The organism is Pseudomonas putida (assembly GCA_041071465.1).
Taxonomy (GTDB): domain Bacteria; phylum Pseudomonadota; class Gammaproteobacteria; order Pseudomonadales; family Pseudomonadaceae; genus Aquipseudomonas; species Aquipseudomonas putida_P.
The window spans coordinates 5,459,176-5,484,238 of the sequence record CP163498.1; the positions used below are offsets into that span (position 1 = coordinate 5,459,176).

A 25,063-nucleotide genomic window follows, 5' to 3' on the forward strand; every position below is an offset into this window, starting at 1 on the left:
CGCAAAGCGGGCGCTGATTCCAGCAGCGAGGCTGATCTTTTAGGGCTGCGGCGCAGCCCTACCGCGACGCAAGGCCGCAGCCACAAAAAAGCACCGCGGCTTTGCCTCGACGTCAGGCGAAGAGCCTATCCAGGCAACCAAGCTTCTTCTTGTACGACCGCCGCGCCTCCAGCGCCTGCTCCAGGCTAACCGCCAGGAACCGTGCCTGCTGGTTAGGCTGCATCTGCCCGATCAAATCAAGGTCGGCACTGATCACGGTGCCGATCATGGCGTAACCGCCACCGGACACAGCATCGCGGTGCAGGATGATCGGTTCCAACCCCGCCGGCACCTGGATCGAGCCGATTGGGTAGCAGCTGTCGACGATGTTCGACGGGTCCGACCCAGCACCGAACGGCTGCTCCCGTGGCTGGAAGCTCAAGGCACTGCCGCCTTTGTAGCGATAGCCAATACGGTCCGCCTCGGAGCCGACTGTCCAGGCTTCGGTGAAAAAGCTTTGTGCCGCAGGTGCGGTCAGGCGGTGGAAGTACAGCCCAGGCACCACCCGCAACACCACCTCGCCACCCAGGGCCTGACGCAAGGCCATCGGCAGGCTTGCACCGGCACGGGTCTTGCCGCTGGGCACGCCGACCGGTAGCAGGTCGCCCGCCATCAACTTGCGCCCATGAAAGCCGCCCAAGGCCCCCAGCGCGTAGGTGGAACGGCTACCCAGTACTTCGGGCACGTCGATGCCGCCTGCCACTGCCAGGTAGGCCCGAGCACCTGCGGTAGGAAAACCGAAACGCAACACTTGCCCGGCGCGCACGGCAAACGCCGTATCCGGCCGCTGCTCGCGGCCATCGAGCAACGCGGGCATCTGCGCACCGCAAACGGCCACCAGTGCGTCCTGCTGAAACTCCAGCTCCGGCCCCACCAACGCACATTCCAGGCCCGCAGCGCCGGCCGGGTTGCCCACCAGGTGGTTGGCCGCGCTCAAGGCGTATTGGTCGAGTGCGCCGGACGGTGGGATGCCCAGGTGGTAGTAACCTTCGCGGCCCAGGTCCTGCACGGAAGTCGCGAGGCCGGGTTTGAGCACCTTGATCATACCAGCACCTCCTGCAACGATTTGGGGTAACCGACCGGGTCGGCGAGGAAGGCATCCAGAGAAAACGCCACCGGGCGAATGCGCAGGTCGAAGCGGCCTTCCTCCACATCCGCCACCGCCTGGTCGTAGGCCCGGCGGTCAATGGGCTTGAACTGCACGATGTCGCCCGGGCGGAAGAACACCATGTGGTCCTTCAGGTAGTTCAAGGTTTGCTGCGGGTCGTAGATCGGTGCTGGGGTAACACCGAACATCTGGTAGCCGCCTGCCCCGCGCACCGAGTAGATACAGCCAAAGCAGCCGCCATGGCCCAAGGTGAGCTTCGGCGTGTCGGTACGCGGGCGCAAATACTTGGGCACCTGCAACTGCCGCTCGCGCTCGACCATCTGGAACATGAACGGCAGGCCGGCGACGAAACCGACCATCGACACGAACCACGGCGCGCCGCTGTGCGCGGCGATGAAGGCCTCGACATCGGCCAGGCCGTTGATGCGTGCGGCGTACTCCAGGTCGGTGCTGGCCGGGTCCTGGTGGCGGTCGCGAAATCGCATCAGCGTTTCATGGGTCCAGGGGTCGTTGTACAACACCGGGATCTCGATGATCCGCGTCTGCAACGAACGCTCCGCCACCGCCTGCGCTTCGGCGCCGCGCACGGCCTCAAGCAACGCCTCGGGGGCGATGCGGTCCGGGTCGAAGCGAATCTGGAACGACGCGTTGGCCAGGCACACATCCAGCACGCCATCCAGGGCCAGCCGCTCCACCGCGCGGGTGACGGCCATACCCTTGAAAAAGGCCTCCAGTGACATGCTTTCGCTGACTTCGGCAAACAGGTGCTCGTCGGCGCCGAAGCTGTAGCGGATCGGGGTTGTAGCAAGCGGTTCGGCCATGACTGTTCCTTTTCTTGGAATCTTTATAGAAAGGCAGGCAAAAACAAAATGCACGGGCTGCGGCTTGTCAGTTTGCCGGATGCCCAACGGTTTCAGCGTGGCGCACGCACCACGATGCCGGCCGTATCCAGCGCCTTGCGCGTGGCCTCGACCAGGTCGAGCGCACCTGGGGTGTCACTGTGCAGGCAGATGGAATCGAATTCGATGGCCAGGTCCTGGCCTTCGACGGTGCGTACCACGCCTTGTTGGCAAGCGCGCAAGACGCGCTCGGCGACAGCCTTGGGCTCATACCCCCGCACATTGCGGGTGAACACGATCGACCCGCTCAGGTCGTACTCGCGGTCTGCGTAAAACTCGCGAACCACCGGCTGTCCCAGTTCCTGGGCAATACGGCAGATCACCGAACCCGGCATGCAGTACAGCATCAGCTCGGGCTCGATCACTCGCAGGTTTTCCACCAGCAAACGCGCTGCCTCCTGGTCACGCGCCAAGTGCATGTACAGCGCCCCGTGCGGCTTGATGTGCTGCAGGCGCACGCCTTGGGCGCGGGCAATTTCACGCAGCGCGCCCAGTTGATAGAGCATGTCGTCGACCAACTCCTGCGCCGGAGCATTGATGTGCCGGCGACCGAAACCGACCAGGTCACGAAAGCCTGGGTGCGCCCCTACCGCAACACCCAGGGCCTTGGCGCGCTCGACAGTGCGGCGCATCGTGCCAGGGTCACCGGCATGGAAGCCGGTGGCGATGTTGGCGCTACTGATGTAGCCCATCAGCTCGTTATCGACGCCATCACCGATCGTCCAGGGGCCAAAGCCCTCACCCATGTCCGAATTGAAATCCACTGCTTGCATGACGGCATCTCCTGGCACTTGTGACTGCATGCATGCCACGTTAGATTCTCTGTACCCCCTTGGGAAGATCTATAAACAGATAGGGTGTCTTCTGAAAAACAGATACACCGGGAGCCTACCGTGTCACTGACCCTGCGCCAGGTCCGCTACTTCGTCGCCACCGCCGAAATCGGCCAGATTTCCCAAGCGGCGATTCACTTGAACATCTCCCAGTCGGCTGTGACCACGGCCATCAAGGAGCTTGAAGCGATGCTCGGCGTGCTGTTGTTCCAGCGCTCGGCCCAAGGCATGAGCCTGACCGAGGCCGGCCGGCACTTTCTGAACCGCGCCTACGTCATCCTGCGCAGTGTCGACGACGCGCTGAACAGCCCGCTACCGGACGTGCGCGCCAGCGGCCTGTTGCGCCTGGCGGCCAGTTACACAGTGATCGGCTACTTCCTGCCGCACCACCTGCAACGCCTGGAGCACTGGCACCCGGACGTAACCCTGGAGCTGTACGAGCAGGAGCGCAGCGCTATCGAGCAAGGCCTGCTGGAGGGGCGTTTCGACATGGCGGTGGTACTCACCGCCAACCTCACCCACCCCGACATCGTCTCGGAAACCCTGTTCAACTCCGAACGCCGGCTGTGGCTGCCCGGGCATCACCCGTTGTGCGAACGCTCGGCAGTGAGCCTGGCCGATGTGGCCTGTGAGCCGTTCATCCTGCTGACTGTCGATGAGGCCGAGCAAAGTGCCATGCGCTACTGGGAACAGGCCGGGCAACGGCCCAGTGTACGGGTACGCACCAGCTCGGTGGAGGCCGTGCGCAGCATGGTCGCCAACGGCAGCGGCGTGGCGATCCTGTCGGACCTGGTGCACCGGCCTTGGTCGCTTGAGGGCAAGCGTATCGAGACGGTCACCATCAGTGACCCGGTCACACCAATGAGCGTGGGCCTGGCCTGGCACCGGGAGCGCGCGTTCAGCCCGGCGATGCAGGCCGTGCGCAACTACTTCCACGATGCGTTTCTGGCGCCGCAACAATTGTCGGCTCGGCGCTGATGAAGGCAAAACCGATCGCAAGCCGAACGATCAGCCGCCACAACCGTCCTAAGCTGAGCCGGTGCCGACACGCAAAGAGGACGCGCAATGACCCAGCCCGACCCGTCATACGTCAAATGGCTCGAAGACCGCGCCATGCTCAAGGCCTCTCAGGCGCGCGCCAGCCTGTATTCAGGCCAGTCACGCCTGTGGCAACAACCCTATGCCGAGGCCCAGCCCCGGCGCGCCACCGAAATCGCCTCGGTGTGGCTGACCGTCTACCCTGACGCCATCATCGCCCCCGAGGGTTGCTCGGTGCTGGGTGCCCTGGCCCACGAAGCGCTGTGGAAGCGCCTGTCGGAAATCGGCGTACAGGGCCTGCACACCGGCCCGATCAAGCGCTCCGGGGGTATCCGCGGCCGCGAACTCACCCCCAGCGTGGATGGCAACTTCGACCGCATCAGTTTCGACATCGACCCGCTGTACGGCAGCGAGCAGGAGTTGATCCAGATGAGCCGCATGGCCGCCGCGCACAATGCCGTGACCATTGACGACCTGATCCCCTCGCACACCGGCAAGGGGGCCGACTTCCGCCTCGCCGAGCTTGCCCACGGCCCCTACCCTGGGCTGTACCACATGGTCGAGGTGCGCGAAGAAGACTGGCCGCTACTGCCCGAGGTGCCCGTCGGCCGCGACGCGGTCAACCTGCTGCCAGCTCAGTGCGACGAGCTCAAGGCCCGCCACTACATCGTCGGCCAGTTGCAACGGGTCATTTTCTTCGAGCCGGGCGTCAAGGAAACCGACTGGAGCGCCACGCCGCCGGTCACAGGCGTCGACGGCAAGACCCGGCGCTGGGTGTACCTGCACTACTTCAAGGAAGGCCAACCGTCGCTGAACTGGCTGGACCCGACCTTCGCCGCCCAGCAGATGATCATTGGCGACGCGCTACACGCCCTGGATTGCCTGGGTGCGCGCGGCTTGCGCCTGGACGCCAACGGCTTTCTCGGCGTGGAAACGCGCGCCAGCGGCACCGCCTGGTCGGAAAGCCATCCGCTGTCGATCGTCGGCAACCAGTTGATCGGCGGCATGATCCGCAAGGCCGGTGGTTTCAGCTTCCAGGAGCTCAACCTGACCCTTGATGACATTGCGCAGATGTCCAAGGGCGGTGCCGACCTGTCCTACGATTTCATTACCCGGCCGGCCTATCAGCATGCGCTGTTGACCGGCGACACCGCGTTCCTGCGCCTGATGCTCAAAGAAATGCATGCCTTCGGCATCGACCCGGCCTCGCTGATCCATGCCCTGCAGAACCACGACGAGCTGACGGTGGAACTGGTGCACTTCTGGACCCTGCATGCCCACGACATGTACCTGTACAAAGGCCAGACCCTGCCTGGCAGCATCCTGCGCGAACACATCCGCGAAGAGATCTACGAACGGCTGTCGGGCGAACATGCGCCCTACAACCTGCGTTTCGTCACCAATGGCATCGCCTGCACCACCGCCAGCCTGATCGCTGCCGCACTGGGCATTCGCGACCTCGAGCAGATTGGCACGGCTGACATCGAACTGATCCAGAAGGTGCACCTGCTGCTGGTCATGTACAACGCCATGCAGCCCGGGGTGGTCGCATTGTCTGGCTGGGACTTGGTCGGCGCCCTGCCCTTGCCCGCCGAAGCCGTGGCCGAGCGCATGCTCGATGGCGATACCCGCTGGATTCACCGGGGCGGCTATGACCTTGCCGGGCTTGACCCGCAAGCCGAGGCGTCAGTGCGTGGCATGCCGCGTGCACGGGCACTGTACGGCAGCCTCGACAGCCAGCTGGAAGCGGTTGATTCGTTTGCCTGCAAAGTGAAGAAACTGCTAGCGGTACGCCAGGCCTATGGCATTGCCACCAGCCGTCAGGTGCTGGTACCCGAGGTCATCAGCCCGGGGCTGCTGGTGATGGTGCATGAGCTGCCAGCCGGGCGCGGCATCCAGATCAGTGCGTTGAACTTTGGCCATGAAACGATTGCCGAGGAGCTGCTGTTGGACGGGTTCACGCCTGGGCCGGTGGTGGACATGATCAACGAAACGGTCGAAGGCGACTTGAGCGAAGATGGGCGGTTGATGGTGAACCTGGACCCGTACGAGGCGCTGTGCCTGCGCATCGTCAACAGTAGCGGACATGTGTAATTGGCGATGAAAACAGCCACCCGATCAATCAAATCGTAATATCGAATGGCCATATTGGGCGCCCCTGAACACTCACCCATGGTCGCCCAATGCATTTCACGCCCAACCGCCTGGCCCTGTGCATCGCCCTGGCCTGTGCTGCCTTCGCCCCCAGCGCCTTTGCCAAGGATTACCTGATCGACCGCGCCAGCACCGACACCCTGGAGCTGAAAAAGTCCGACACCTTGATAGTGACGGCCAGTGGCAGCATCGTGGCCAGTGACGACGACGGCGTGATTTTGCCCAAGCACACCAGTGGTGCAACGGTGAGCGTCGATAACGCCGGCATCATCCGCTCAACCGATGGCCGTGGCATTGACAGCAAGGGCGACGGCGAAGACCTCAGCCACTTCGTCATCACCAACCACGCCGGGGGGCTGATCCAAGGCAGCAACGACGGCTTGCGCTTGCAGACCAACCCTGCCGCCGGCGGTAGCCTGAGCATCATCAACGCGGGCACCATCGCGTCCACCGTCGACGGCCAGGCCATCGACCTCGAAACGCTGAACAATCCAGCGTTCACCACCACCCTGGAGAACCAGGCCACAGGCGTGATCCACGCCGTAGGCAACGACGCGATCAAGACCGGCTCCAACGCCACGATCACCAACTACGGGCTGATCTACACCGACACCGCGCCACAGGACAAGAACGGCCTGGACCAGAAGTGGGACGGCATCAAGATCGGCACTTCTACCGGGGTCACCGTGTACAACCACGGCACCATCAGCGCCGACCGCCACGGCGTCGACCTGAAGACCGATGCCACGCTGTACAACTACGAGGGCGCCAGCGTTACCGGGCGCAACGGTTCGGGTTTCGGCTCCGACGGCAGCGGCACGGTGTACAACTGGGGCACCATCACCGGTGCCATCGCCGACGGCAAGATCAATGGCGACGGCGATGGCGTCGATATCGACAACATCGGCCATGTATACAACGCCGGCACCATCCAGGGTTTGGGCGCCAAGGGCGTCGACAGTGGTGGCCGGCCAAATGGCAGCGAAGGCATTGCCATGGGCGGTGGCAGCATCGTCAATACCACCAGTGGGGTCATTCGCAGTGTCGACAACGGCATCCTGGTCGATGACGGCGCCGAAGGTGCCGGTGTGGCCGCGACCACTATCAGCAACGCCGGACGCATCGAGGGCGAAGGCGGCTTTGGCATCAAGCTGATCGGCGAGTACGACGACAGCGTGATCAACAGCGGGACTATCAGCGGTGGCAACGGCCTTGCGCTGAGCATGGGTGCCGGCAACGACAGCCTCACCGTGCTGACTGGTGGCACGTTCAACGGCCTGGTCGATGGCGGTGCTGGCATCGACAGCCTGACCCTGAACGGCACTGGCAACTTCGGCAACAGCGCCAACTTCGAAACCTTGAAGGTCAGCGGCGGCAGTTGGACCCTGACCAGCCTCGAAGACTTCAGCCAAGGTGGCGTGGTGAACTCGGGCGCCACGCTGATCAATCAGGGCAGCATCCTCGGCTCGATGTTGATTGAAAAAGGCGCCACGTATGCCGGTGGCGGGTCGGTCGGCGGGCTGCAAGTGAACGGCACCCTGCTCACCAACACCGGCCTGGGCGTCGCCGCCGTTGCGGGGGACCTGGGCTTTGGCCAGGGTTCAAGCCTGGTGTATGGCGTCAACGCTGACGGCAGCAGTGCACCGATCCATGTCAGCGGTACTGCCAACCTCGATGGCGCCACGTTGCATGTGCAGCCAAGCGCCGGCGAATACCCGTGGCAGAGCCACTACACCGTGCTGACCGCCGGTGCCGTGAACGGCACCTTCACCCAAGTCAGCAGCGACTATGCCTTCCTCACCCCTACCCTGCGCTACAACAACACCTCGGTAGGTCTGGACTACACCCGCAACGACGTAGCCTTCGAGCACTATGCACCGTCCGCCAACGCGGCTGTCGCCGCGCGCAGCCTGGCCAGCCTCGGGCAGAACAGCAACCTGTACAACGCCGTGCTCGGTACCACCGCAGCCGGTGCCGGCAATGCCATCGAGCAGCTGTCCGGCAGCAATACCGCCAACCTCGCGGCCGCCACCCTGGCTGGCGCGTTGCAGGTCGGCAGCAGCATGCTCGGCGCGATGCAGGCAATGGGCAGCGCTGGCGGCCTGCTGGTTGGCCTGAACGACAGCGACGGCCCGGCGCTGGCCGCCACCGGCGTGCCGCGTGAAGCGCGCAGCCTCAACGACCCGACTGCCCAGGGGCGCGTCTGGGCACAGGCGCTGGGCAGCTACGGCAAGGTCGATGGCAGCCATGGCGCCAGCACACTGGAGCAGCGTACCGGCGGTGGTGTGCTGGGCGTCGACTGGGCGTTGGCTGGTGACTGGCGCGTGGGCCTGCTGGGTGGCTACTCGCACACCCGCCTGGACGCCACTGGCCTGGATGGCACGGTGCGCAGCTGGCACGCTGGCGTCTACGCCCAGCATCAGAGCGGCCCACTGGCCGTGCGCCTGGGTGCGGCGTACAGCAGCCACGACGGCGACAGCAAGCGCGACGTGGCGTTTGCCGGTTTCAAAGAGCGCCTCAAGGGTGACTACGACGCCGACAGTCAGCAGGCCTTCATCGAGCTGGGTTACGCCATGGGCAGCGGTCGCCTGAGCGCCGAGCCGTTCGCCAACCTCGGCTACCAGCGCTACCACCGCGACAATTACCGGGAACAAGGCGGCGATGCGGCGCTGGCCGTGGACGCCGATACCCAGGACAACGTTAGCAGCACCTTCGGTGTGCGCCTGGCGCACCTGGGGCAGCTGGACAACGGCATGAGCCTGACGCCACGGGCGACCCTGGGCTGGCGGCACACTTACGGCAGCATCGATACCCGCACGCGGCAGGCGTTTATCGCAGGGGGTGATGCGTTCAGTGTCGAAGGCAGTGCGATCGACCGCGACAGCTTGCTGGTCGAGGCCGGGCTGGACCTGGGGCTGAGTGCGCGGCAAAGCGTAGGCATCGGGTATAGCGGTGAACTGGGCAGCAACAGCCGTAACCATGCGGTGGTTGGGCAGTGGCAGTTGAAATTCTGATTTCAGAGTACGGTCACTGCGTACGGCAGTGGCCTTGCCCACTATTCGTACAGTCAACATTGCGCTTGAGAATTTCTGGTTTTGGTTTGTCTGCACAGTGTCCGTGACCTAATGTGATGGCAGTCGCCAGGCCATCTACCCCCTCAAAAGTCGGCATTGCTGAGCGCCCCAGTGAGAGAAAATCGGTACGCGAAGATTTTCCCTGGCAACAAGCGCTCGATAAACCAGTAATTCGATGGAGCTGAATACAGGCACATGTACACACTGACTGCAATGTACAGCGTACCAAGCGTGAATTGGCAACAATTGCCATGCGAGCAACCCGCTTCGTGCATGAGCGGTTGCCGTACTGCGAACAACGATAATTGTGTCTGCCAGCAAATGCGCGAGGCACTCGACCGCTATGCGGGCTTGTTCGCCAAGCTGCTCACGCCGCAGGTGTCACTATGGGGCATGCGCTGGGGTGAGCCCTACCATGTGGACTTTGTTACACGGAGCAGAACGGCAAGCTATTTCACCCTGTTGCCCATCAGCAATAGATTGATAAGCGGCACGGCAGTGGTACCAAATTATGAAACCTGCACATTGGAACCGACTTACAACACGCTCACATTCAGGGACTTAGACCTCGACATCTGGGCGCAATCCTTCATGTCCGCATTCGACGATTTCCTCGCATTGATGACCAACGGCGCACCCACCTCGTTCGACGATACCGTCTATCAGCGGCTTGTAACGTTGAAGGAAACCCTTGCCAAAGTGCTTGCCACAGGTGTCGCTCCGGTTTTCGCCATGCAGTCAGACGGCGACCTGAGCGCCGCACGGGATCAGTTTGAGCAGCATGTGCAAACGTCGTTCTCAAATGCGTATCTGCATGCCTCGATTGTACAAATACCAGCCGCTGTCAGCACGCCGGTTCCATTGCGAGCTGAATCGAGCGTCCCGCGTTTCATAGGTACACTCATGGAGTTTGGCTATACGCACTCGCATGGAAATCGTTGTGTACTGGGTCACCAGGCTGGTCCCCAGTTCACAACGATGTCCATGCTTGAAGTACCAATGCCTAGGCGGGAATTCCCTCATCAACCGTCGCTGTTGAGTCAACGAGCAAAACTGTCCCACGAGGCGCGTGTCCAGGCCTCTGCCTGCACAGCGCTGCAGTGGAGTTATGAGGCGCAAGTGGAGTTGCCCGCACACGGTGCTCAAGACCAGCTTTGGGTAAGACTGGCCTACAACAAGCCAATCGATGAGCCGCTACAGGATTGCGACTCAACTGACATAGGTGATCACCAGGAAATGTTTGCCGCGCTTGCGTCATTCAATGTTGCCTGGCCGGTCTTGTGGCCACAGATGCAGGCATTGCAACAAGAGGCATCAGAACGGCATACCGATGGTCCCGCAAAGCAACGGGTAACTACTGCATTGCTGAATCAGTTTGAACACGTCATCCAAACATGGGCTAACTGGCGTTGGCCCACATGCGCAACTGTGCCGAGAGCGTCAACGGCTCCTCCTCCCGCTGATCAGGCAAGCGCTCTGTATGTTTTGGATTTCGCGTGCGCCTCCAATGGGCGCAAGACGCTGCGCCTGTTCGCTCAAAGCTCACAAGTGGAGGCAGGGTGTGGCCTTTCGAAGATGGGCTGGCCAACCATCAATGGCCAACACCCCTGCGGCGTAGCGTTTGCAGGTGAAGTAGCGGCACTCAATAACGACTCATGCTGGTATGTGGCACAGTACGATGATCAAGCGCTTTCAGCGATGGACGAGCCTTCCTTCGAATTCGTCTGGGCGAATATCGATATCGGAACATACCAGAGTGCTTGCTCGACCTGGTGGATGGTGCGAAACGCGAATCTTGAAGGTTCTGCGGGGGCGCGGACCAACTCAGCCTTGGTCTATCAGTCGCCGGCATCTGCTTTCAGCGCTCCCGTTGTGCCAAATATCATCCTACCAAGCCGCCAGTTCGCCTGCGATGGCAACTTGTTCACTGCTATCGAGCTTGCCTTGACGCCGTTCGCCAATGCAAGCCGTGCACGGCCCCGGGAATGTTGCCTCAGTATAGCCATGGGTTTGCGCTCTCAGATTACCGCCCCCAGTGCTGCTGCATTGGACGCTTGGTGCGAGGTTCCGATTCTGCTGGTAGACAATGTGAGTATTGCGAACGGTGACTCTGAAACTATCGCCGACAACGCCCACTCTTTTGCCACGCTGGTCGAGCAATTGGCGGATGGATTCATGCAGTGGTTCAATCACACGACCCCATCCTCAAAAAGCGCAATGTTAAAACTAGACGTCACGCTGTATTTCAACCTGAACGAAGTGTGGTTGCCAATTGCATCCGCGCCTGAACTACTTATCAGTATTCCTGCGGATGGAACGTTGTCCCGCCGAGGGGCTGGTTCTCACGCATGACTGCACGGAGGGAAGCCAGGCGGGGGCTTTTACAAATTGGCAGTAGCAAAGCAAGGTCGTGCGAAGCCTTGCATTTACAGCGCTACGGGCATAGCGTTCGGGTGTTTTCTTTTCCGCGCCCAGGAGCAACTCCATGTACACCGGCATCGTCCAGGCCGTCCGCCCTCTGCTTGATGTGACCACCTACCCGGGCCACAACCAGTTCACCATCGACCTCACCCCAGAACTGCTCGAAGCGCTGAAGATCGGCGCCAGCGTCAGCGTCGAAGGCACTTGCCTGTCGGTCACCGAAATCGACGGCAGCCAGGTCAGGTTCGACGCCATGACCGCTACCCTCGAACGCACCAACCTGCGTAACTTCAAGGCAGGCCAAGGGGTGAACATCGAACGTTCAGCGAAGATGAACGCCGAAGTTGGCGGCCACCTGATGGCTGGCCACATCGCCACCACTGCCGAAATCGTCGAGCTGTCGATCAAGGAAACCGGCGCCTTCATCAAGTTCCGCATGCCGCCGGAATGGGGCAAGTACGTGTTTGCGCGTGGTTTCATCGGGGTCAATGGCTGCAGCCTGACCGTCGCTGATGTGGAGGACAACGTCATCACCATCAACCTGATCCCGGAAACCCTGCGTCAGACCACCTTCGCCAGCTACAAGGCCGGCGAGCTGCTAAACATCGAGGTCGACCACCAGACCATGGTGCTGGTCGATGTGGTGGAGCGCACCATCAAAGGCACCCTGGCCCGCGAAAAACAGCTGCCTTGAGGCCTGCACATGCTGCCTAACGCCCTCACCGCGCGCACGGCCAAGCGTTTACGCCTGCAAGTACTGCGTGGCCGCGTCGGCCTCGGCCTGGTCGCCGCGCTGTCGGTGCTGGCCGGCATGACCGATGCCATTGGCCTATTGGCACTGGGCGACTTCGTGTCGTTCATGAGTGGCAACACCACACGCCTGGCAGTGGCCATCAGTGAGGCAGATCTGGCCCTGGTGCTGCGCCTGAGTGGCGCAGTGCTGGGTTTTGTCGCGGGCAATGCATTGGGCGTGCTGATGGCGCGTGGTTTGGGCCGTCGGGCCTGGCCGGTGCTGCTGGTGGTTGCCGCACTGCTGGCGTTCGCGGCAGCGTGGCCATTGCCAGCCACCTTCCCGGCGCTGTTGGCCGCAACGCTGGCCATGGGCATGATCAATGCTGTGGTCGAACAGGTGAATGGCCTGCCCATCGGCCTGACCTACGTGACCGGCGCCCTGTCGCGTTTCGGCCGTGGCCTGGGGCGCTGGCTGCTGGGTGAGCGGCGCAACGGCTGGCGGGTGCAGCTGGTGCCTTGGGCCGGCATGCTGCTGGGGGCTGCGCTCGGCGCCTGGTTGCAACAACACCTGGGCCTGCAGGCCTTGGCCGGCAGTTGCGCGCTGGCCTGCCTGCTGGCCCTGGTGTCGCGGTTCATCCCGCGCGCCTGGCAGCGTGGCTACATGCCGCGCTGATCATTCGATGCGCGGGTGCTGCTGGGCCAGCGTCTCGCGCTTGGCTTCCAGTTCGGCGATTTGCGCATCGATGTCCTCGATCTTCTGCTCGATGTTGTCGTGGTGCTCCTGCAGCAGCTCACGCGCTTCCTCGATGTCCGATGCCGCCGGCGCTGCGCCGCGCAGCGGCTTGTTGGCGGTTTCCTTCATGGTCAGGCCGGTCAGCAGGCCAATGGCGGCGATTACCATCAGGTAGTAGGCCGGCATGTAGAGGTCGCCGGTACTCTCCACCAGCCAGGCGGCGAGGGTCGGGGTAAGCCCGGCTATCAGCACCGAAATGTTGAATGCAGCGGCAAGGGCGCTGTAGCGGATGTGCGTAGGGAACATCGCTGGCAACGTGGAGGCCATCACGCCGATGAAAAAGTTCAGCAGCACAGCAATGATCAGCAGCCCGGCGAAAATCACCCCCAGCACGCCGCTGTTGATCAACATGAATGCCGGAATGGCCAGGGCGAACAGGCCAACACTGCCAACGATGATGAATGGCCGACGGCCAAACTTGTCGCTGAGCAGGCCGATCATCGGCTGCACGAACAGCATGCCGACCATGATCGCGATGATGATCAGCACACCATGGTCTTCGCTGTAGTGCAGGTTGTGCGACAGGTAGCTGGGCATGTAGGTGAGCAGCATGTAGTAAGTGACGTTGGTGGCGATTACCACACCAATGCAGGTCACCAGGCTGCGCCAGTGCTGGGTAGCCACCTCCTTGAACGACACCTTGGGCCCAGAAGCCAGGCCTTCACGGTCGCCCTGCTCCAGCTTGTCGACATGCTGCTGAAACGCGGGTGTCTCTTCCAGCGCATGGCGCAGGTAAAGGCCGATGATGCCCAGCGGCAGGGCCAGGAAGAACGGCAGCCGCCAGCCCCATTCAAGGAACTTCTCTTCACCGAGAATGGTGGATATCAGCACCACCACTCCAGCACCTAGCACAAACCCGGCAATCGAGCCGAAGTCCAGCCAGCTACCGAGAAAACCGCGCTTGCGGTCAGGGGCGTATTCGGCAACGAAGATCGAGGCACCGGTGTACTCGCCCCCCACTGAAAAACCCTGGGCCATCTTGGCCAGCAACAACAGTATCGGCGCCCAGATGCCGATGCTGGCGTAGGACGGTATAAGGCCGATGGCGAAGGTGCTGAGCGACATGATCACGATGGTCGCAGCGAGGATTTTCTGCCGCCCGAACTTGTCGCCCAAGGCGCCGAAGAACAACCCGCCCAATGGCCGGATCAGGAACGGCACCGAGAAGGTGGCCAGGGCCGCGATCATCTGCACGCTGGGGTCGGCATTGGGGAAGAACACCTTGCCCAGGGCGTAGGCGACGAAGCCGTACACGCCAAAGTCGAACCACTCCATGGCGTTACCCAGCGCAGCGGCGGTGATCGCCTTCTTCATCTTGGCGTCGTCGACGATGGTGATGTCCTTCAGGCCGATTGGCTGGACGCTTTTCTTGCGAGGTTTCATACCCGTATCCCTGTCGATGAATGCTCTAAGGGATCAGATACAACGGGACACTAAATAATTCAGCGCTTACTGATTTTTTGTGCATTGGCATAAAAAAGCCGCTGCAATAGCAGCGGCATTTGTTTGCTGAAGGCTGGGCTTCAGATACCTTCGCGGGCCAGGTCCATGGCGAAGTAAGTCAGGATCAAGTCGGCACCGGCACGCTTGATCGCGCCGATGCTTTCACGCACCACCCGGCCTTCATCGATGGCGCCGGCCAGGCCGCCAAACTTGATCATCGCGTACTCGCCACTCACCTGGTACGCCGCCAGCGGCAGGCGCGAGGCTGCGCGAATGTCGGCGATCACGTCAAGGTAGGCACCGGCCGGCTTGACCATCAGCACATCCGCACCTTCCTGCTCGTCGAGCAGCGACTCGCGCACCGCTTCGCGGCGGTTCATCGGGTTCATCTGGTAGCTCTTGCGGTCACCTTTCAGCGCAGTGCCGCCGGCCTCGCGGAACGGGCCATACAGCGACGAGGCGAACTTGGTCGAGTAGGCCATGATCGCAGTGTCGTGGAAACCGGCACCATCCAGCGCGCTGCGGATAGCCTGTACCTGGCCGTCCATCGCCGCCGACGGGGCGATAAAGTCGGCACCCGCCGCCGCCGCGATGACCGCCTGCTTGCCCAGGTTGGCCAGGGTGGCGTCGTTGTCCACACCGTGGTCATGCAGCACACCGCAGTGGCCGTGGCTGGTGTATTCGCAGAAGCAGGTGTCGGACATCACCACCATTTCCGGCACGGTGTCCTTGCAGATGCGCGACATGCGCGCGACCAGGCCGTTTTCGTTCCAGGTGTCGCTACCAGTGGCGTCCAGGTGGTGCGAGACGCCAAAGGTCATCACCGACTTGATACCGGCACGGGCATAGCGCTCGATTTCCTGGGCCAGCAGCTTCTCGGGGATGCGGTTGACACCGGGCATGCTGGTGATCGGCACGAAATCATCGATACCCTCCTCGACGAAGATCGGCAGGATCAGGTCTTCCAGGCGGAACTCGGTTTCCTGGAAGATCGTGCGCAGGGACTCGTTCTGGCGCAGGCGGCGGGGACGAACGGACGGGAATTGGTTGGACATGACAGCTCCAGGGCATTTTGAACGGCGTATACCTTATGCCTGTCGCGCGCCAGTGAAAAGGCCAAATGACGAGATTATGTCTTGCGTCAATGGCAAGGGCTGCTTCGGTCGCGTGCGCTCATGCGCCGGCCTCTTCGCGGGCGAGCCCGCGAAGAGGCCGGTGAGTCAAGCGGTTACTGCAGCCAGGGCGGCGTCGGCTCCTCTGCCTTGGCCGGCCCATGCTCCGCCTCGGCGCGCGCCGCACGACGGCGGGCGTCATCCATCCGGGCGGCGTCGATCTCCCGCATTACCCCGGTCACGTCAGCCTCGTGCTCGTCATCCTCGAACACCCCAGTCAGCGGGCTGTCAGGGAGCAATTTGCCGGCCTCGTACAACGCCCACATTTCCTGCGCATAGCGGGTGCTTTTCAGCTCCGGGGCAAAGCGCCCGAAATAATGGGCCATGTTGTCCACGTCGCGCTGCAGCATGCTGAAGGCATGGTTGTTGGCCGCCGCATCCACTGCCTGCGGCAAGTCGATGATCACCGGCCCGTCCGGGCCAAGCAGCACGTTGAACTCGGACAGGTCGCCATGCACCAGCCCGGCACACAGCATCAGCACGATCTGACGAATGACAAAGGCATGGAATACGCGGGCATCTTCGGCTTCAAGGTGCACATCGTTCAGGCGCGGGGCCGCATCGCCATCGGCATCGGTCACCAGCTCCATCAACAGCACGCCGTCCTGGAAGTCGTAGGGCTTGGGTACCCTTACACCAGCGCCGGCCAAACGGAACAGCGCCGCCACTTCAGCGTTCTGCCAGGCATCTTCGGCTTCTTTACGGCCGAACTTGCTGCCCTTGGCCATCGCGCGTGCCTGGCGGCTGTTACGCACCTTGCGGCCTTCCTGGTACTCGGCGGCCTGGCGGAAACTGCGCTTGTTGGCTTCTTTGTAAACCTTGGCGCAGCGCACCTGGCTGCCGCAGCGCACCACATACACAGCGGCTTCCTTGCCACTCATCAACGGCCGTAGTACTTCGTCGACCAGGCCGTCTTCGATCAGGGGTTCGATTCTTTTAGGTGTCTTCATCAGGCTGCGTTCAGGGTCCTGGCTTTGTTGGCGGACATCCTCTCACAGCCTGATGCGACTTGCTCGTCTGTCTTCAGGCCGGACGCATCAGGCGCCCTGCCCTACGCCCCCACCACCACCGCGCGCGCCCGGCGCCGGGTCACCAGCAGCCCCGAACACACCACCAGCACCGCCAGCACCATGGTCGACACCACTTCCAGGCGGTGATCCGGCCGGAACAGCATCAGTACCAGTACGCCGCTGATGAACAGGATCACGCCCCAGGTCAGCCACGGGAACAACCACATGCGGTAGCCCAACGTCTTACCCTGTGCAGTCAGGCGCTGGCGCAGACGCAGCTGGGAAATGGCGATGACCAGGTACACCAGCAGGGCAATGGCGCCGGAACTTGCCATGAGGAAGCCGAACACCTTGGCCGGTACCAGGTAGTTGGCGATCACCGCCAGAAATGCAGCACCCGTGGACAACAGCACCGCCACCACCGGCGTACCACTGCGGCTGGTTACCTGGGCACAGGCCGGGGCGTCACCGCGCCGGCTCAGGGAATAAACCATGCGTGAGGCGGTGTACAGCGACGAGTTGAGGCAGCTGGTCACCGACGTCAGCACCACGAAATCGATGATGGCCTTGGCATTAGCCACGCCAAGTGTATCCAGCACCGTGACATAAGAACCTTCGGTAGCCAAGCGAGGGTCGGTCCACGGTACCAGTGCGATCACGATGAAGATCGACAGGATGTAGAACAGGGTAATCCGCCAGATCACCGAATTGGTGGCCTTGGAAATATGCTTGCCCGCCTCGTCGGATTCGGCGGCGGCAATGGTCACCACCTCGGCCCCGAGGAACGAGAACATGGTGATCAGCATCGCGCTCAGCACCGCACCAAAGCCGTTGGGCATGAAGCCGCCGGTATCCCAAAGGCGCGAAACGCCGCTGACGCCGGACCCGGCAACAGGCCGAAAATAGCGCAAACGCCAAGGGCAATGAAGCTGACGATGGCCACCACCTTGACCAGTGCCAGCCAGAATTCGAACTCGCCGTAGTTCTTCACGCTGAACAGGTTGGTGGCGGTCAGCAGCAAGGTGATCACCAACGACAAGACCCAGATCTCCATCTGCGGGACCCAGGAGTTGATGATGGTAGCGGCGATATTGGCCTCGATCGGGATGATCAGCACCCAGAACCACCAATACAGCCAACCGATGGTGTAGCCGGCCCATTTGCCGATGGCGAGGTCGGCGTAAGTCGAGAACGAGCCGGTATCCGGCGAGGCAACCGCCATTTCGGCCAGCATCCGCATTACCAATACCACCAGCCCGCCTGCCAGGATGTAGGCCAGGATGGTGGCCGGGCCTGCTTCGGCGATGGCGCGGCCAGAACCGACAAACAGGCCGGCGCCGATCACGCCGGCAATGGACAGCATGGTCACATGCCGTGATTTCAATCCATGACTCAAATTGTTCTTGTGGGTTTGCATGGCGCTACCTTGTTGTTTTTGTCATGCCCACGCTGGGGCCGCCGGCTGCACGTCACCGACGCAGGCGCGAAAAAGCCCGCCCTGCCCTAAATGGTGAGTAGGGCAGTTCGGGTTGAGTAAAACGAAACCGCAAGAGGTGCTACGGCGGTGTCAGCTAGCCGCCCGCTGGTTGGCAGCCAGGTCTGCTTTGGGGAAGCTGCCGCCCTGGAGGCTGACCTGCTCGCAAACTTTCTCGACGATATAGGCGCCGATCGGGATAGCCGAGGTGGCAGCTGGCGACGGTGCGTTGCACACGTTGACGCTGCGCGCGGTGTTGACGAACAGGAAGTCGTCGATCAGCTTGCCATCACGCGATACTGCCTGGGCACGCACACCAGCCGGGTAAGGCGTGAGGTCGGCCTTGGTGATGCTCGGGCAGTATTTCTGTACTTGCTTGAGGTACCCGCCCTTGAACAACGAGTTCTTCATCTCGATCAGGCCCGGGCGGAAGTTCTTCGCCAGCACCTTGAGGATGCCAGGGGTGGTCAGGGTCTGGAACAAGTCACTGGGGCTGACGTCGGTCTTGCGGTAGCCCTCGCGTTTCATCGCCAGTACAGCATTGGGGCCAACGGTGACGGTGCCGTCGATCATGCGGGTCAAGTGCACACCCAGGAAAGGCATCGACGGGTCGGGGATCGGGTAGATCAGGTGGTTGACGATCTGGTTGTGCTGTTTGGGCAGCAGGTAGTACTCGCCACGGAACGGGCAGATTACGAACTCGGTGCGCAGGCCCAGCATGCTCACCACTCGGTCGGCCATCAGGCCCGAGCAAGTCACCAGGAAACGGCTGCGGAACTCGTCGCGCTGAGTGCGCACGATCACTTCACTGGCCTGCTCCTGCAGGCCGACCACCTCGGCGCCATAGCGGATTTCACCGCCGGCACGTTGGAATTCGGCGCCCATGGCAGCAGTGACTTCAGCGTAATTGACGATGCCACTGGACGGCACGAAGATGCCACCCATGCCAACGATGTTGGGCTCGCGCTCGCGCAATTCGTCAGCCGACAGCCAGTAGCGTTCCAGGCCATTGGCCGCAGTACGCTCCCACAGCGCCTTCATGCGCTGCATTTCCAGGTCGTTCGTGGCTACCAGCAGCTTGCCGCACTCATCGAAGCGGATGCCGTGCTGGGTGCAGAAGGCTTTGGTGGCCTTGTTGCCTTCCAGGCAGAAGCGCGCCTTGAGGCTGCCGGGGGTGTAATACACACCGGCGTGGATCACGCCGCTGTTGTGGCCGGTCTGGTGGCGGGCCGGGCCAGACTCTTTCTCCAGCAGGAGAATCTTTGCGTCCGGGTAGACCTTGATCAGGTGCATGGCCGTGGACATGCCCACAATGCCACCGCCAATAATGATGAAATCGTACACAGCCTTACCTCACACGCAGGCATTGCCTGGCTTGCTCACCGAGGCCCGCGCGGGCCCAGGTGGCATCGTTTTGTGCAAAGACGCGTGGGCGGGCGCCCGCCCCGCGCCCTGTCATTATTGCCCGCGCTGGTACAGCGGTTTAGGGAAAGCGACGTAACCACGCTGGCGCATCAGTTCGCGGCGCAGCCCCTCGTGCGGGGTGAAGCGGTCGCGGCCATGCAGCCAGAACAGGTTGTTGATCAGCAGGAAGCTGCCCACCCCCACCGGTACCGAAACCTTCTTCTCGCTGCCTTCCAACGAATCGGACAAGGCGTTCAGCCAGATGCCTTCCTCGTAGTTTTCCGGCTGCACGAACTGGTCAATGTAGCGCATGGTCGGGCGGCCTTCGGCATCGGTGTCGAATACCGAGTGGAACACATCTTCGGCCACCTTCTTGCTCGGCGGTGCGGTCCAACGCATTTCGCGGCGTGCCATCGGGTGACGGAAGAATTCGTCGCACTGCTCCCAGTCGTCCAGGTGCAGCAGCAGCGAGTTGCCGCCTTCCATGTTCTTTTCGTCGATTTTCAGCATCAGCACGTAGTCGGTGATCTGGTTCACGAACGTGCCGTCGTTGTGCAGTTCCATGACCCGGTGCGGCTGGCGCAGATAGCTGTCGGAGTTATCGCTGTTGACCACCACGAAGCGCGCGTAGAACTGGCCACTCATGGCGTCGTAGTTGGAACGGCCGATCAGGTGTGCACAAGCGGTGGTGAACTTGACCATGTCCTCGGCCTGGCTCACGTCGTCCAGGCCGACAGGGGTAATCAGCATGCCGCCGCTGGCGCGGTCGAGGATGGTGTTGAGCAACACCGGGCGCAAGGTGCCCTGGCACAACTCGTCAAGGATTTCGCCTACACGAAAACGCAGGAACGACTTGTACTCCAGTGCCTGTACCGGCCATTGGGCAACCGCCTGCACGAACGCTTCGACGGTTTCCCGGGCAAAGGTCAGTTCCAGCAGGCGCGGCGACTGTTTCGAGGGGGCAATGGTGTAGCCCTGCGGTTCGAGCGGCAGCGGCATGACAAGTTCGTCGATCTGCGTAAAGGCGTTCATGGCAGTGTCCTGGCAAAAAAAGTTGTGTGGCGCCGTCCGGTAGTGACCTGGAGCAGTGCGGGCGAGGTAAAAATATCGCTACAAACTCAAAATGTCTACATTTTTATCATTCAGCGACATTAGACTTTTTTGTCCATTGTTTTTCGTCGGCAGAGGGTTTCGGTATGATCGGCAAAACGTTTTGAGGAACAGGATCTTGGAAGCGCTCGCCCCCCGACAAAACTCAGCATTCAGCGGGTATGAGAGGCTCAAGAAGGACATCATCCGCGGCGTGTTCAAACCCGGTGAAAAACTGTTGATGAGCGCCCTCAAGGAACGCTACGACCTGGGCGTGGGCCCGCTGCGCGAAGCACTGTCACAACTGGTGGCAGAGCACCTGGTCAACGCGATAAGCCAGAAAGGCTACCGGGTGGCGCCCATGTCGCTGGACGAGATGAACGACATCTATGATGCCCGCGCCAACCTGGAAGCGATGATCATCGCCCTGGCCATCGAACGCGGCGACGACGCCTGGGAGGCCTCGGTGCTGGCCCACTCGCACACCCTGGCCAAAGTGGTGGAGGTGAAAACCCGTGAACAGCGCCTGGACGTGTGGGACGAACGGCACAAGGCGTTCCATACCGCCATCGCCTCGGGCTGCGGCTCCAAGCACCTGCTGCAAGCGCGCACCTACCTGTTCGACCAGGCCGAACGCTACCGCCATCTGTGGCTGACGCAGACGGTGTTTTCCGAGCAGGCGCTGGAGCTCAAGCGCCAGGAGCATGCAGCGCTGGTCGAGGTGATTCTCGCCCGTGATGCCAAGCGCGCCAGCGCCATGATGCGCTCGCACCTGATGACCCCGGTGCCGATCATTGCGCAGATCATGCATGCTGAAGGTATCGGCGCACGCTAGATGAATTTTTCTTAAATCGCCGGTTGTCTATTCTTTGGCACAATCAAATCTCTATTAGATGCCCAGGAACCAGCATGCCTCGCGTACTGACCATCGAAGACGACGCCGTCACCGGCCAGGAAATCGTCGCCGAACTTACCAGCCACGGCCTGGAGGTGGATTGGGCCGACAATGGCCGTGAGGGCCTGGCCAAGGCCATTGCCGGCGGCTACGACCTGATCACCCTGGACCGCATGCTGCCCGAGGTCGATGGCCTGACCATCGTCACCACCCTGCGCAGCCTCAAGATCGCCACGCCGATCCTGATGATCAGCGCCCTCTCCGACGTCGATGAGCGGGTGCGCGGCCTGCGTGCCGGCGGTGACGACTACCTGACCAAACCGTTCGCCTCCGACGAGATGGCCGCGCGGGTCGAGGTGTTGCTGCGCCGCAACAGCGTGCCCATGACCCAGACCCGCCTGCAGGTCGCCGACCTGCAACTGGACCTGATCAGCCACGAAGCGCGTCGCGGTGACAACACGCTGAACCTGCTGCCCACCGAGTACAAGCTACTGGAATACCTGATGCGCCACAGCGGCCAGGTAATCACGCGGATGATGATTTTCGAGGAAGTCTGGGGCTACCACTTCGACCCGGGCACCAACCTGATCGACGTGCACATCGGCCGCCTGCGCAAGAAAATCGACTCCCCCGGCCAATCGCCGCTGATCCGTACGGTACGGGGCTCCGGCTATGCCATTGCTGAACCCGTCTAAAGGCTGGAGTTCCTCGACCAGCCGCCTGCTGGCGCTGTACAGCTTTCTGTTCGTGGCCTGGAGCAGCATCCTCATGGGGGTGCTGTACTTCGAGGTGTCCAGCTACCTGAACAAACTCACCCGCCACTCCATGCTGCAGCGTCAGCACCTGTTCGCGCACATGAGCGGCAAACAACTGGACGACGCCCTGATCGCCAGCCAGGCCTTCGAGGAGCGCAGCTTCGATGCCTATGGCTTGTTCGACACCCAGCTCAACCCGATTGGCGGCAGTGTGCGAGCCTTGCCCCCGGAGCTCAGGCTGGACGGCAAGATCCATGAATTGAAACGCTGCCTGGATGCCGACGACCCACACCTGCCCCGCGACAGCTGCGACGCGGTAGCGATCAAGGTACAGGATGGCCGCTGGTTGGTACTGTTCCGCGACAACGGCTCACTGTTCGTGGTTACCCGGATCATTCTCGATGCCCTGCTCTGGGGTATCTCCTTGACGCTGATCCCAGGCTTTGCCGGCTGGTATTTGTTGCGCCGCCGCCCGCTCAAGCGTATCCGTGCGATCCAGGCCCAGGCCGAGCTTATCGTCGCGGGTGACCTGACTCACCGCCTGCCCTTGTCGGCCAGGCGCGACGAACTGGACATGCTGGCCGCCATCGTCAATGCCATGCTCGACCGCATCGAGCGGTTGATGCACGAGGTCAAAGGCGTGTGCGACAACATTGCCCATGACCTGCGCACCCCGCTGACCCGCCTGCGCGCCCAGCTTTACCGCATTCGCCAGCAAAGCGACGTGGATTCCGCGCAAGCCGAGGCGCTGGACCAGGCCATTGGCGAAACCGACACCTTGATGGCGCGCTTTCGTGGGTTACTGCGCATCAGCGAGCTGGAAGACCGCCAGCGCCGGGCTGGTTTCGTCCAGCTGGACCCTCATGAACTGCTGGTCGAACTGCACGACTTTTACCTGCCATTGGCCGAGGATGGCGGCATTCATCTGGAATTGCACCAGCCCGCACAGCTGCCGGCTCTGCACGGTGACCGCGAACTGCTGTTCGAGGCGCTGGCCAATCTGGTAGGCAATGCGATCAAGTTTACACCCGAGGGTGGGCAGGTGCGGATTTTCGCGACACAGGACGATACCGGCGTGCACCTGGCCATCGAGGACAGCGGGCCGGGCATTCCCGAAGAAGAGCGTACTGCGGTGCTGAAGCGGTTCTACCGCAGTGATGAAGGCCACCGCCATGCCGGGTTCGGGCTGGGGTTGTCGATCGTTGCGGCGATCGTCGACCTGCATGGGTTTGGGCTGGAGATTGGAGAGAGCGAGCTGGGTGGGGCCAGGTTAGTGCTGCACTGCCCGCTCGCGGGGCTGGCCAAGTAAAAGCGGGGCCGCTTTGCGGCCCCTATACGCCGATCAGTCAGCCAGACGCCAGGTAGTCGCGCCCTTGCTGTCTTCCAGCACTACGCCCATGGCGGTGAGCTGGTCGCGAATACGGTCCGACTCTGCCCAGTTCTTGTCCGTACGCGCCTGCAGACGCGCCTGGATCAGGCCTTCCACCTCGGCAGCATCGACCTTGCCTTCGGCACCCGCACGCAGGAAGTCATCGGCTTCCAGCTGCAGCACACCCAGCACATCACCCAGCTCGCGCAGGCGACCAGCCAGGCCGGCAGCCGCTTCCAGGTCGCTGTCGCGCAGGCGGTTGATCTCGCGCACCAGGTCGAACAGCACAGCGCAGGCTTCAGGGGTGCCGAAGTCGTCGTTCATCGCCACGCTGAAGCGCTCGACGAACGCTTCGCCACCCTTGGCCGCCACCCGTGGCAGGCCGCGCAGGGCGTGGTAGAAGCGCTCCAGCGCGCCCTTGGCATCACGCAAGCTGTCTTCCGAGTAGTTGATCGCGCTGCGGTAGTGGCTGGCCACCAGCAGGTAGCGCACCACTTCCGGGTGATACTTTTCGAGCACGTCACGGATGGTGAAGAAGTTGTTCAACGACTTGGACATCTTCTCGCCATTGATACGGATCATGCCGCAGTGCATCCAGGCGTTGGCGTACTGCTTGCCAGTGGCCGCCTCGCTCTGGGCAATCTCGTTCTCGTGGTGCGGGAACTCCAAGTCGCTGCCGCCACCGTGAATGTCGAAGCTCTCACCCAGGCAGCAGGTGGACATCACCGAGCACTCGATGTGCCAGCCCGGACGACCTGGGCCCCATGGCGACTCCCAGCTCGGCTCGCCCGGCTTGACGCCTTTCCACAGCACGAAGTCCAGCGGGTCCTGCTTGGCTTCGTCGACCTCGATGCGTGCGCCGATGCGCAGGTCTTCGATTTTCTTGCGCGACAGCTTGCCATAGCCGACGAACTTGCCGACGCGGTAGTACACGTCGCCATTGCCCGGGGCGTAGGCGTAACCCTTGTCGATCAGGGTCTGGATCATCGCGTGCATGCCGGCGATATGGTCGGTGGCACGCGGCTCCTGGTCCGGCGGCAGGATGTTCAGGCGACGCTCGTCTTCGTGCATCGCGTCGATCATGCGGGCGGTGAGCGCGTCGAAGGTTTCGCCGTTCTCGTTGGCCCGATTGATGATCTTGTCATCGATGTCGGTGATGTTGCGCACGTAGGTCAGGTCATAGCCGCTCTTGCGCAGCCAGCGGGTGACCAGGTCGAAGGCCACCATGCTGCGACCATGGCCCAGGTGGCAGTAGTCGTACACGGTCATGCCGCACACGTACATGCGCACCTTGTTGCCATCCAGCGGCTTGAAGGTTTCCTTCGCTTTGCTCAGGGTGTTGTAAATGGTAAGCACGGTGG

General features: G+C 62.1%; 18 protein-coding genes and 1 pseudogene. 9 read left to right on the forward strand and 10 right to left on the reverse strand.

The genetic code is table 11. The features are described 5' to 3' along the window. Positions 1-112: 112 nt before the first annotated feature. From AB5975_25110 to AB5975_25120, 3 genes are all read right to left on the reverse strand, one after another. Positions 113-1,084 carry a biotin-dependent carboxyltransferase family protein gene (locus AB5975_25110; protein ID XDR19741.1) on the reverse strand — a complete coding sequence of 324 codons (972 nt, stop codon included), beginning with the start codon at positions 1,082-1,084 and terminating at the stop codon, positions 113-115. Beyond that, positions 1,081-1,968, reverse strand: a complete 888-nt coding sequence (locus AB5975_25115; protein XDR19742.1) for an allophanate hydrolase subunit 1 — start codon at positions 1,966-1,968, stop codon at positions 1,081-1,083. The genes AB5975_25110 and AB5975_25115 overlap by 4 nt, the downstream gene beginning before the upstream one ends. A gap of 92 nt (positions 1,969-2,060) precedes the next feature. Next, positions 2,061-2,819: a 5-oxoprolinase subunit PxpA gene (locus tag AB5975_25120; GenBank protein ID XDR19743.1), complete on the reverse strand. Its 759-nt coding sequence runs from the start codon at positions 2,817-2,819 to the stop codon at positions 2,061-2,063. A gap of 120 nt (positions 2,820-2,939) precedes the next feature. Between AB5975_25120 and AB5975_25125 the strand changes: the two genes are divergently transcribed. The 6 genes from AB5975_25125 to AB5975_25150 all read left to right on the forward strand — a co-directional run bounded on the left by AB5975_25125 (position 2,940) and on the right by AB5975_25150 (position 12,971). Then, complete coding sequence (locus AB5975_25125; GenBank protein ID XDR19744.1) at positions 2,940-3,857, forward strand: LysR family transcriptional regulator; 918 nt, start codon at positions 2,940-2,942, stop codon at positions 3,855-3,857. Between the two features lie 87 nt (positions 3,858-3,944). After that, the gene (gene treS / locus AB5975_25130; GenBank protein XDR19745.1) at positions 3,945-6,011 is read left to right on the forward strand and encodes a maltose alpha-D-glucosyltransferase; all 2,067 of its coding nucleotides are present in this window, start codon (positions 3,945-3,947) and stop codon (positions 6,009-6,011) included. Between the two features lie 89 nt (positions 6,012-6,100). Next, entirely contained in the window at positions 6,101-9,085 is a 2,985-nt protein-coding gene (locus AB5975_25135; GenBank protein ID XDR19746.1) for an autotransporter domain-containing protein, read from the forward strand. Between the two features lie 255 nt (positions 9,086-9,340). Further along, a complete protein-coding gene (locus AB5975_25140; GenBank protein XDR19747.1) occupies positions 9,341-11,497 on the forward strand; it encodes a hypothetical protein in 2,157 nt (718 codons plus the stop codon). Between the two features lie 133 nt (positions 11,498-11,630). Continuing rightward, positions 11,631-12,260, forward strand: coding sequence for a riboflavin synthase (locus AB5975_25145; protein XDR19748.1), 630 nt, complete (start codon positions 11,631-11,633; stop codon positions 12,258-12,260). A 9-nt stretch (positions 12,261-12,269) separates the two neighbouring features. Further along, positions 12,270-12,971 (forward strand): YoaK family protein, encoded by a 702-nt coding sequence (locus tag AB5975_25150; protein ID XDR19749.1) that lies wholly within the window; start codon positions 12,270-12,272, stop codon positions 12,969-12,971. Here the strand turns inward: AB5975_25150 and proP are convergent, their stop codons facing one another. The 6 genes and pseudogenes from proP to glaH all read right to left on the reverse strand — a co-directional run bounded on the left by proP (position 12,972) and on the right by glaH (position 20,626). Further along, positions 12,972-14,474, reverse strand: a complete 1,503-nt coding sequence (gene proP / locus AB5975_25155) for a glycine betaine/L-proline transporter ProP (protein ID XDR19750.1) — start codon at positions 14,472-14,474, stop codon at positions 12,972-12,974. It lies immediately after the preceding gene. 140 nt (positions 14,475-14,614) lie between these two features. Continuing rightward, positions 14,615-15,589: a porphobilinogen synthase gene (hemB, locus tag AB5975_25160; GenBank protein XDR19751.1), complete on the reverse strand. Its 975-nt coding sequence runs from the start codon at positions 15,587-15,589 to the stop codon at positions 14,615-14,617. A 173-nt stretch (positions 15,590-15,762) separates the two neighbouring features. Continuing rightward, entirely contained in the window at positions 15,763-16,656 is an 894-nt protein-coding gene (locus AB5975_25165) for a PA4780 family RIO1-like protein kinase (GenBank protein XDR19752.1), read from the reverse strand. Between the two features lie 101 nt (positions 16,657-16,757). Then, positions 16,758-18,133, reverse strand: a pseudogene (gabP, locus tag AB5975_25170) (GABA permease). Positions 18,134-18,283: 150 nt separating this feature from the next. Further along, positions 18,284-19,534: an L-2-hydroxyglutarate oxidase gene (lhgO, locus tag AB5975_25175; protein ID XDR19753.1), complete on the reverse strand. Its 1,251-nt coding sequence runs from the start codon at positions 19,532-19,534 to the stop codon at positions 18,284-18,286. 114 nt (positions 19,535-19,648) lie between these two features. Next, positions 19,649-20,626, reverse strand: a complete 978-nt coding sequence (gene glaH / locus AB5975_25180; GenBank protein ID XDR19754.1) for a glutarate dioxygenase GlaH — start codon at positions 20,624-20,626, stop codon at positions 19,649-19,651. Between the two features lie 196 nt (positions 20,627-20,822). Here glaH and csiR point away from each other — a divergent pair, with 196 nt between their 5' ends. The 3 genes from csiR to AB5975_25195 all read left to right on the forward strand — a co-directional run bounded on the left by csiR (position 20,823) and on the right by AB5975_25195 (position 23,642). Further along, a complete protein-coding gene (gene csiR, locus AB5975_25185; GenBank protein ID XDR19755.1) occupies positions 20,823-21,518 on the forward strand; it encodes a DNA-binding transcriptional regulator CsiR in 696 nt (231 codons plus the stop codon). Between the two features lie 74 nt (positions 21,519-21,592). Continuing rightward, on the forward strand, positions 21,593-22,273 hold the full coding sequence (locus AB5975_25190) for a response regulator transcription factor (protein ID XDR19756.1): 681 nt from the start codon (positions 21,593-21,595) through the stop codon (positions 22,271-22,273). Further along, positions 22,251-23,642 carry a sensor histidine kinase gene (locus AB5975_25195; protein XDR19757.1) on the forward strand — a complete coding sequence of 464 codons (1,392 nt, stop codon included), beginning with the start codon at positions 22,251-22,253 and terminating at the stop codon, positions 23,640-23,642. The genes AB5975_25190 and AB5975_25195 overlap by 23 nt, the downstream gene beginning before the upstream one ends. Before the next feature lie 33 nt (positions 23,643-23,675). On the opposite strand, the gene cysS is transcribed toward AB5975_25195, so the two are convergent. Continuing rightward, a complete protein-coding gene (gene cysS / locus AB5975_25200; protein XDR19758.1) occupies positions 23,676-25,058 on the reverse strand; it encodes a cysteine--tRNA ligase in 1,383 nt (460 codons plus the stop codon). Positions 25,059-25,063 lie beyond the last annotated feature (5 nt).

Coding starts and splice junctions, on each gene's coding strand:
- AB5975_25110 (XDR19741.1), bottom strand. CDS start 1,084: ATGATCAAGGTGCTCAAACCCGGCCTCGCGACTTCCGTGCAGGACCTG.
- AB5975_25115 (XDR19742.1), bottom strand. CDS start 1,968: ATGGCCGAACCGCTTGCTACAACCCCGATCCGCTACAGCTTCGGCGCC.
- AB5975_25120 (XDR19743.1), bottom strand. CDS start 2,819: ATGCAAGCAGTGGATTTCAATTCGGACATGGGTGAGGGCTTTGGCCCC.
- treS (XDR19745.1), top strand. CDS start 3,945: ATGACCCAGCCCGACCCGTCATACGTCAAATGGCTCGAAGACCGCGCC.
- AB5975_25135 (XDR19746.1), top strand. CDS start 6,101: ATGCATTTCACGCCCAACCGCCTGGCCCTGTGCATCGCCCTGGCCTGT.
- AB5975_25140 (XDR19747.1), top strand. CDS start 9,341: ATGTACACACTGACTGCAATGTACAGCGTACCAAGCGTGAATTGGCAA.
- AB5975_25145 (XDR19748.1), top strand. CDS start 11,631: ATGTACACCGGCATCGTCCAGGCCGTCCGCCCTCTGCTTGATGTGACC.
- AB5975_25150 (XDR19749.1), top strand. CDS start 12,270: ATGCTGCCTAACGCCCTCACCGCGCGCACGGCCAAGCGTTTACGCCTG.
- proP (XDR19750.1), bottom strand. CDS start 14,474: ATGAAACCTCGCAAGAAAAGCGTCCAGCCAATCGGCCTGAAGGACATC.
- hemB (XDR19751.1), bottom strand. CDS start 15,589: ATGTCCAACCAATTCCCGTCCGTTCGTCCCCGCCGCCTGCGCCAGAAC.
- AB5975_25165 (XDR19752.1), bottom strand. CDS start 16,656: ATGAAGACACCTAAAAGAATCGAACCCCTGATCGAAGACGGCCTGGTC.
- glaH (XDR19754.1), bottom strand. CDS start 20,626: ATGAACGCCTTTACGCAGATCGACGAACTTGTCATGCCGCTGCCGCTC.
- AB5975_25190 (XDR19756.1), top strand. CDS start 21,593: ATGCCTCGCGTACTGACCATCGAAGACGACGCCGTCACCGGCCAGGAA.
- AB5975_25195 (XDR19757.1), top strand. CDS start 22,251: ATGCCATTGCTGAACCCGTCTAAAGGCTGGAGTTCCTCGACCAGCCGC.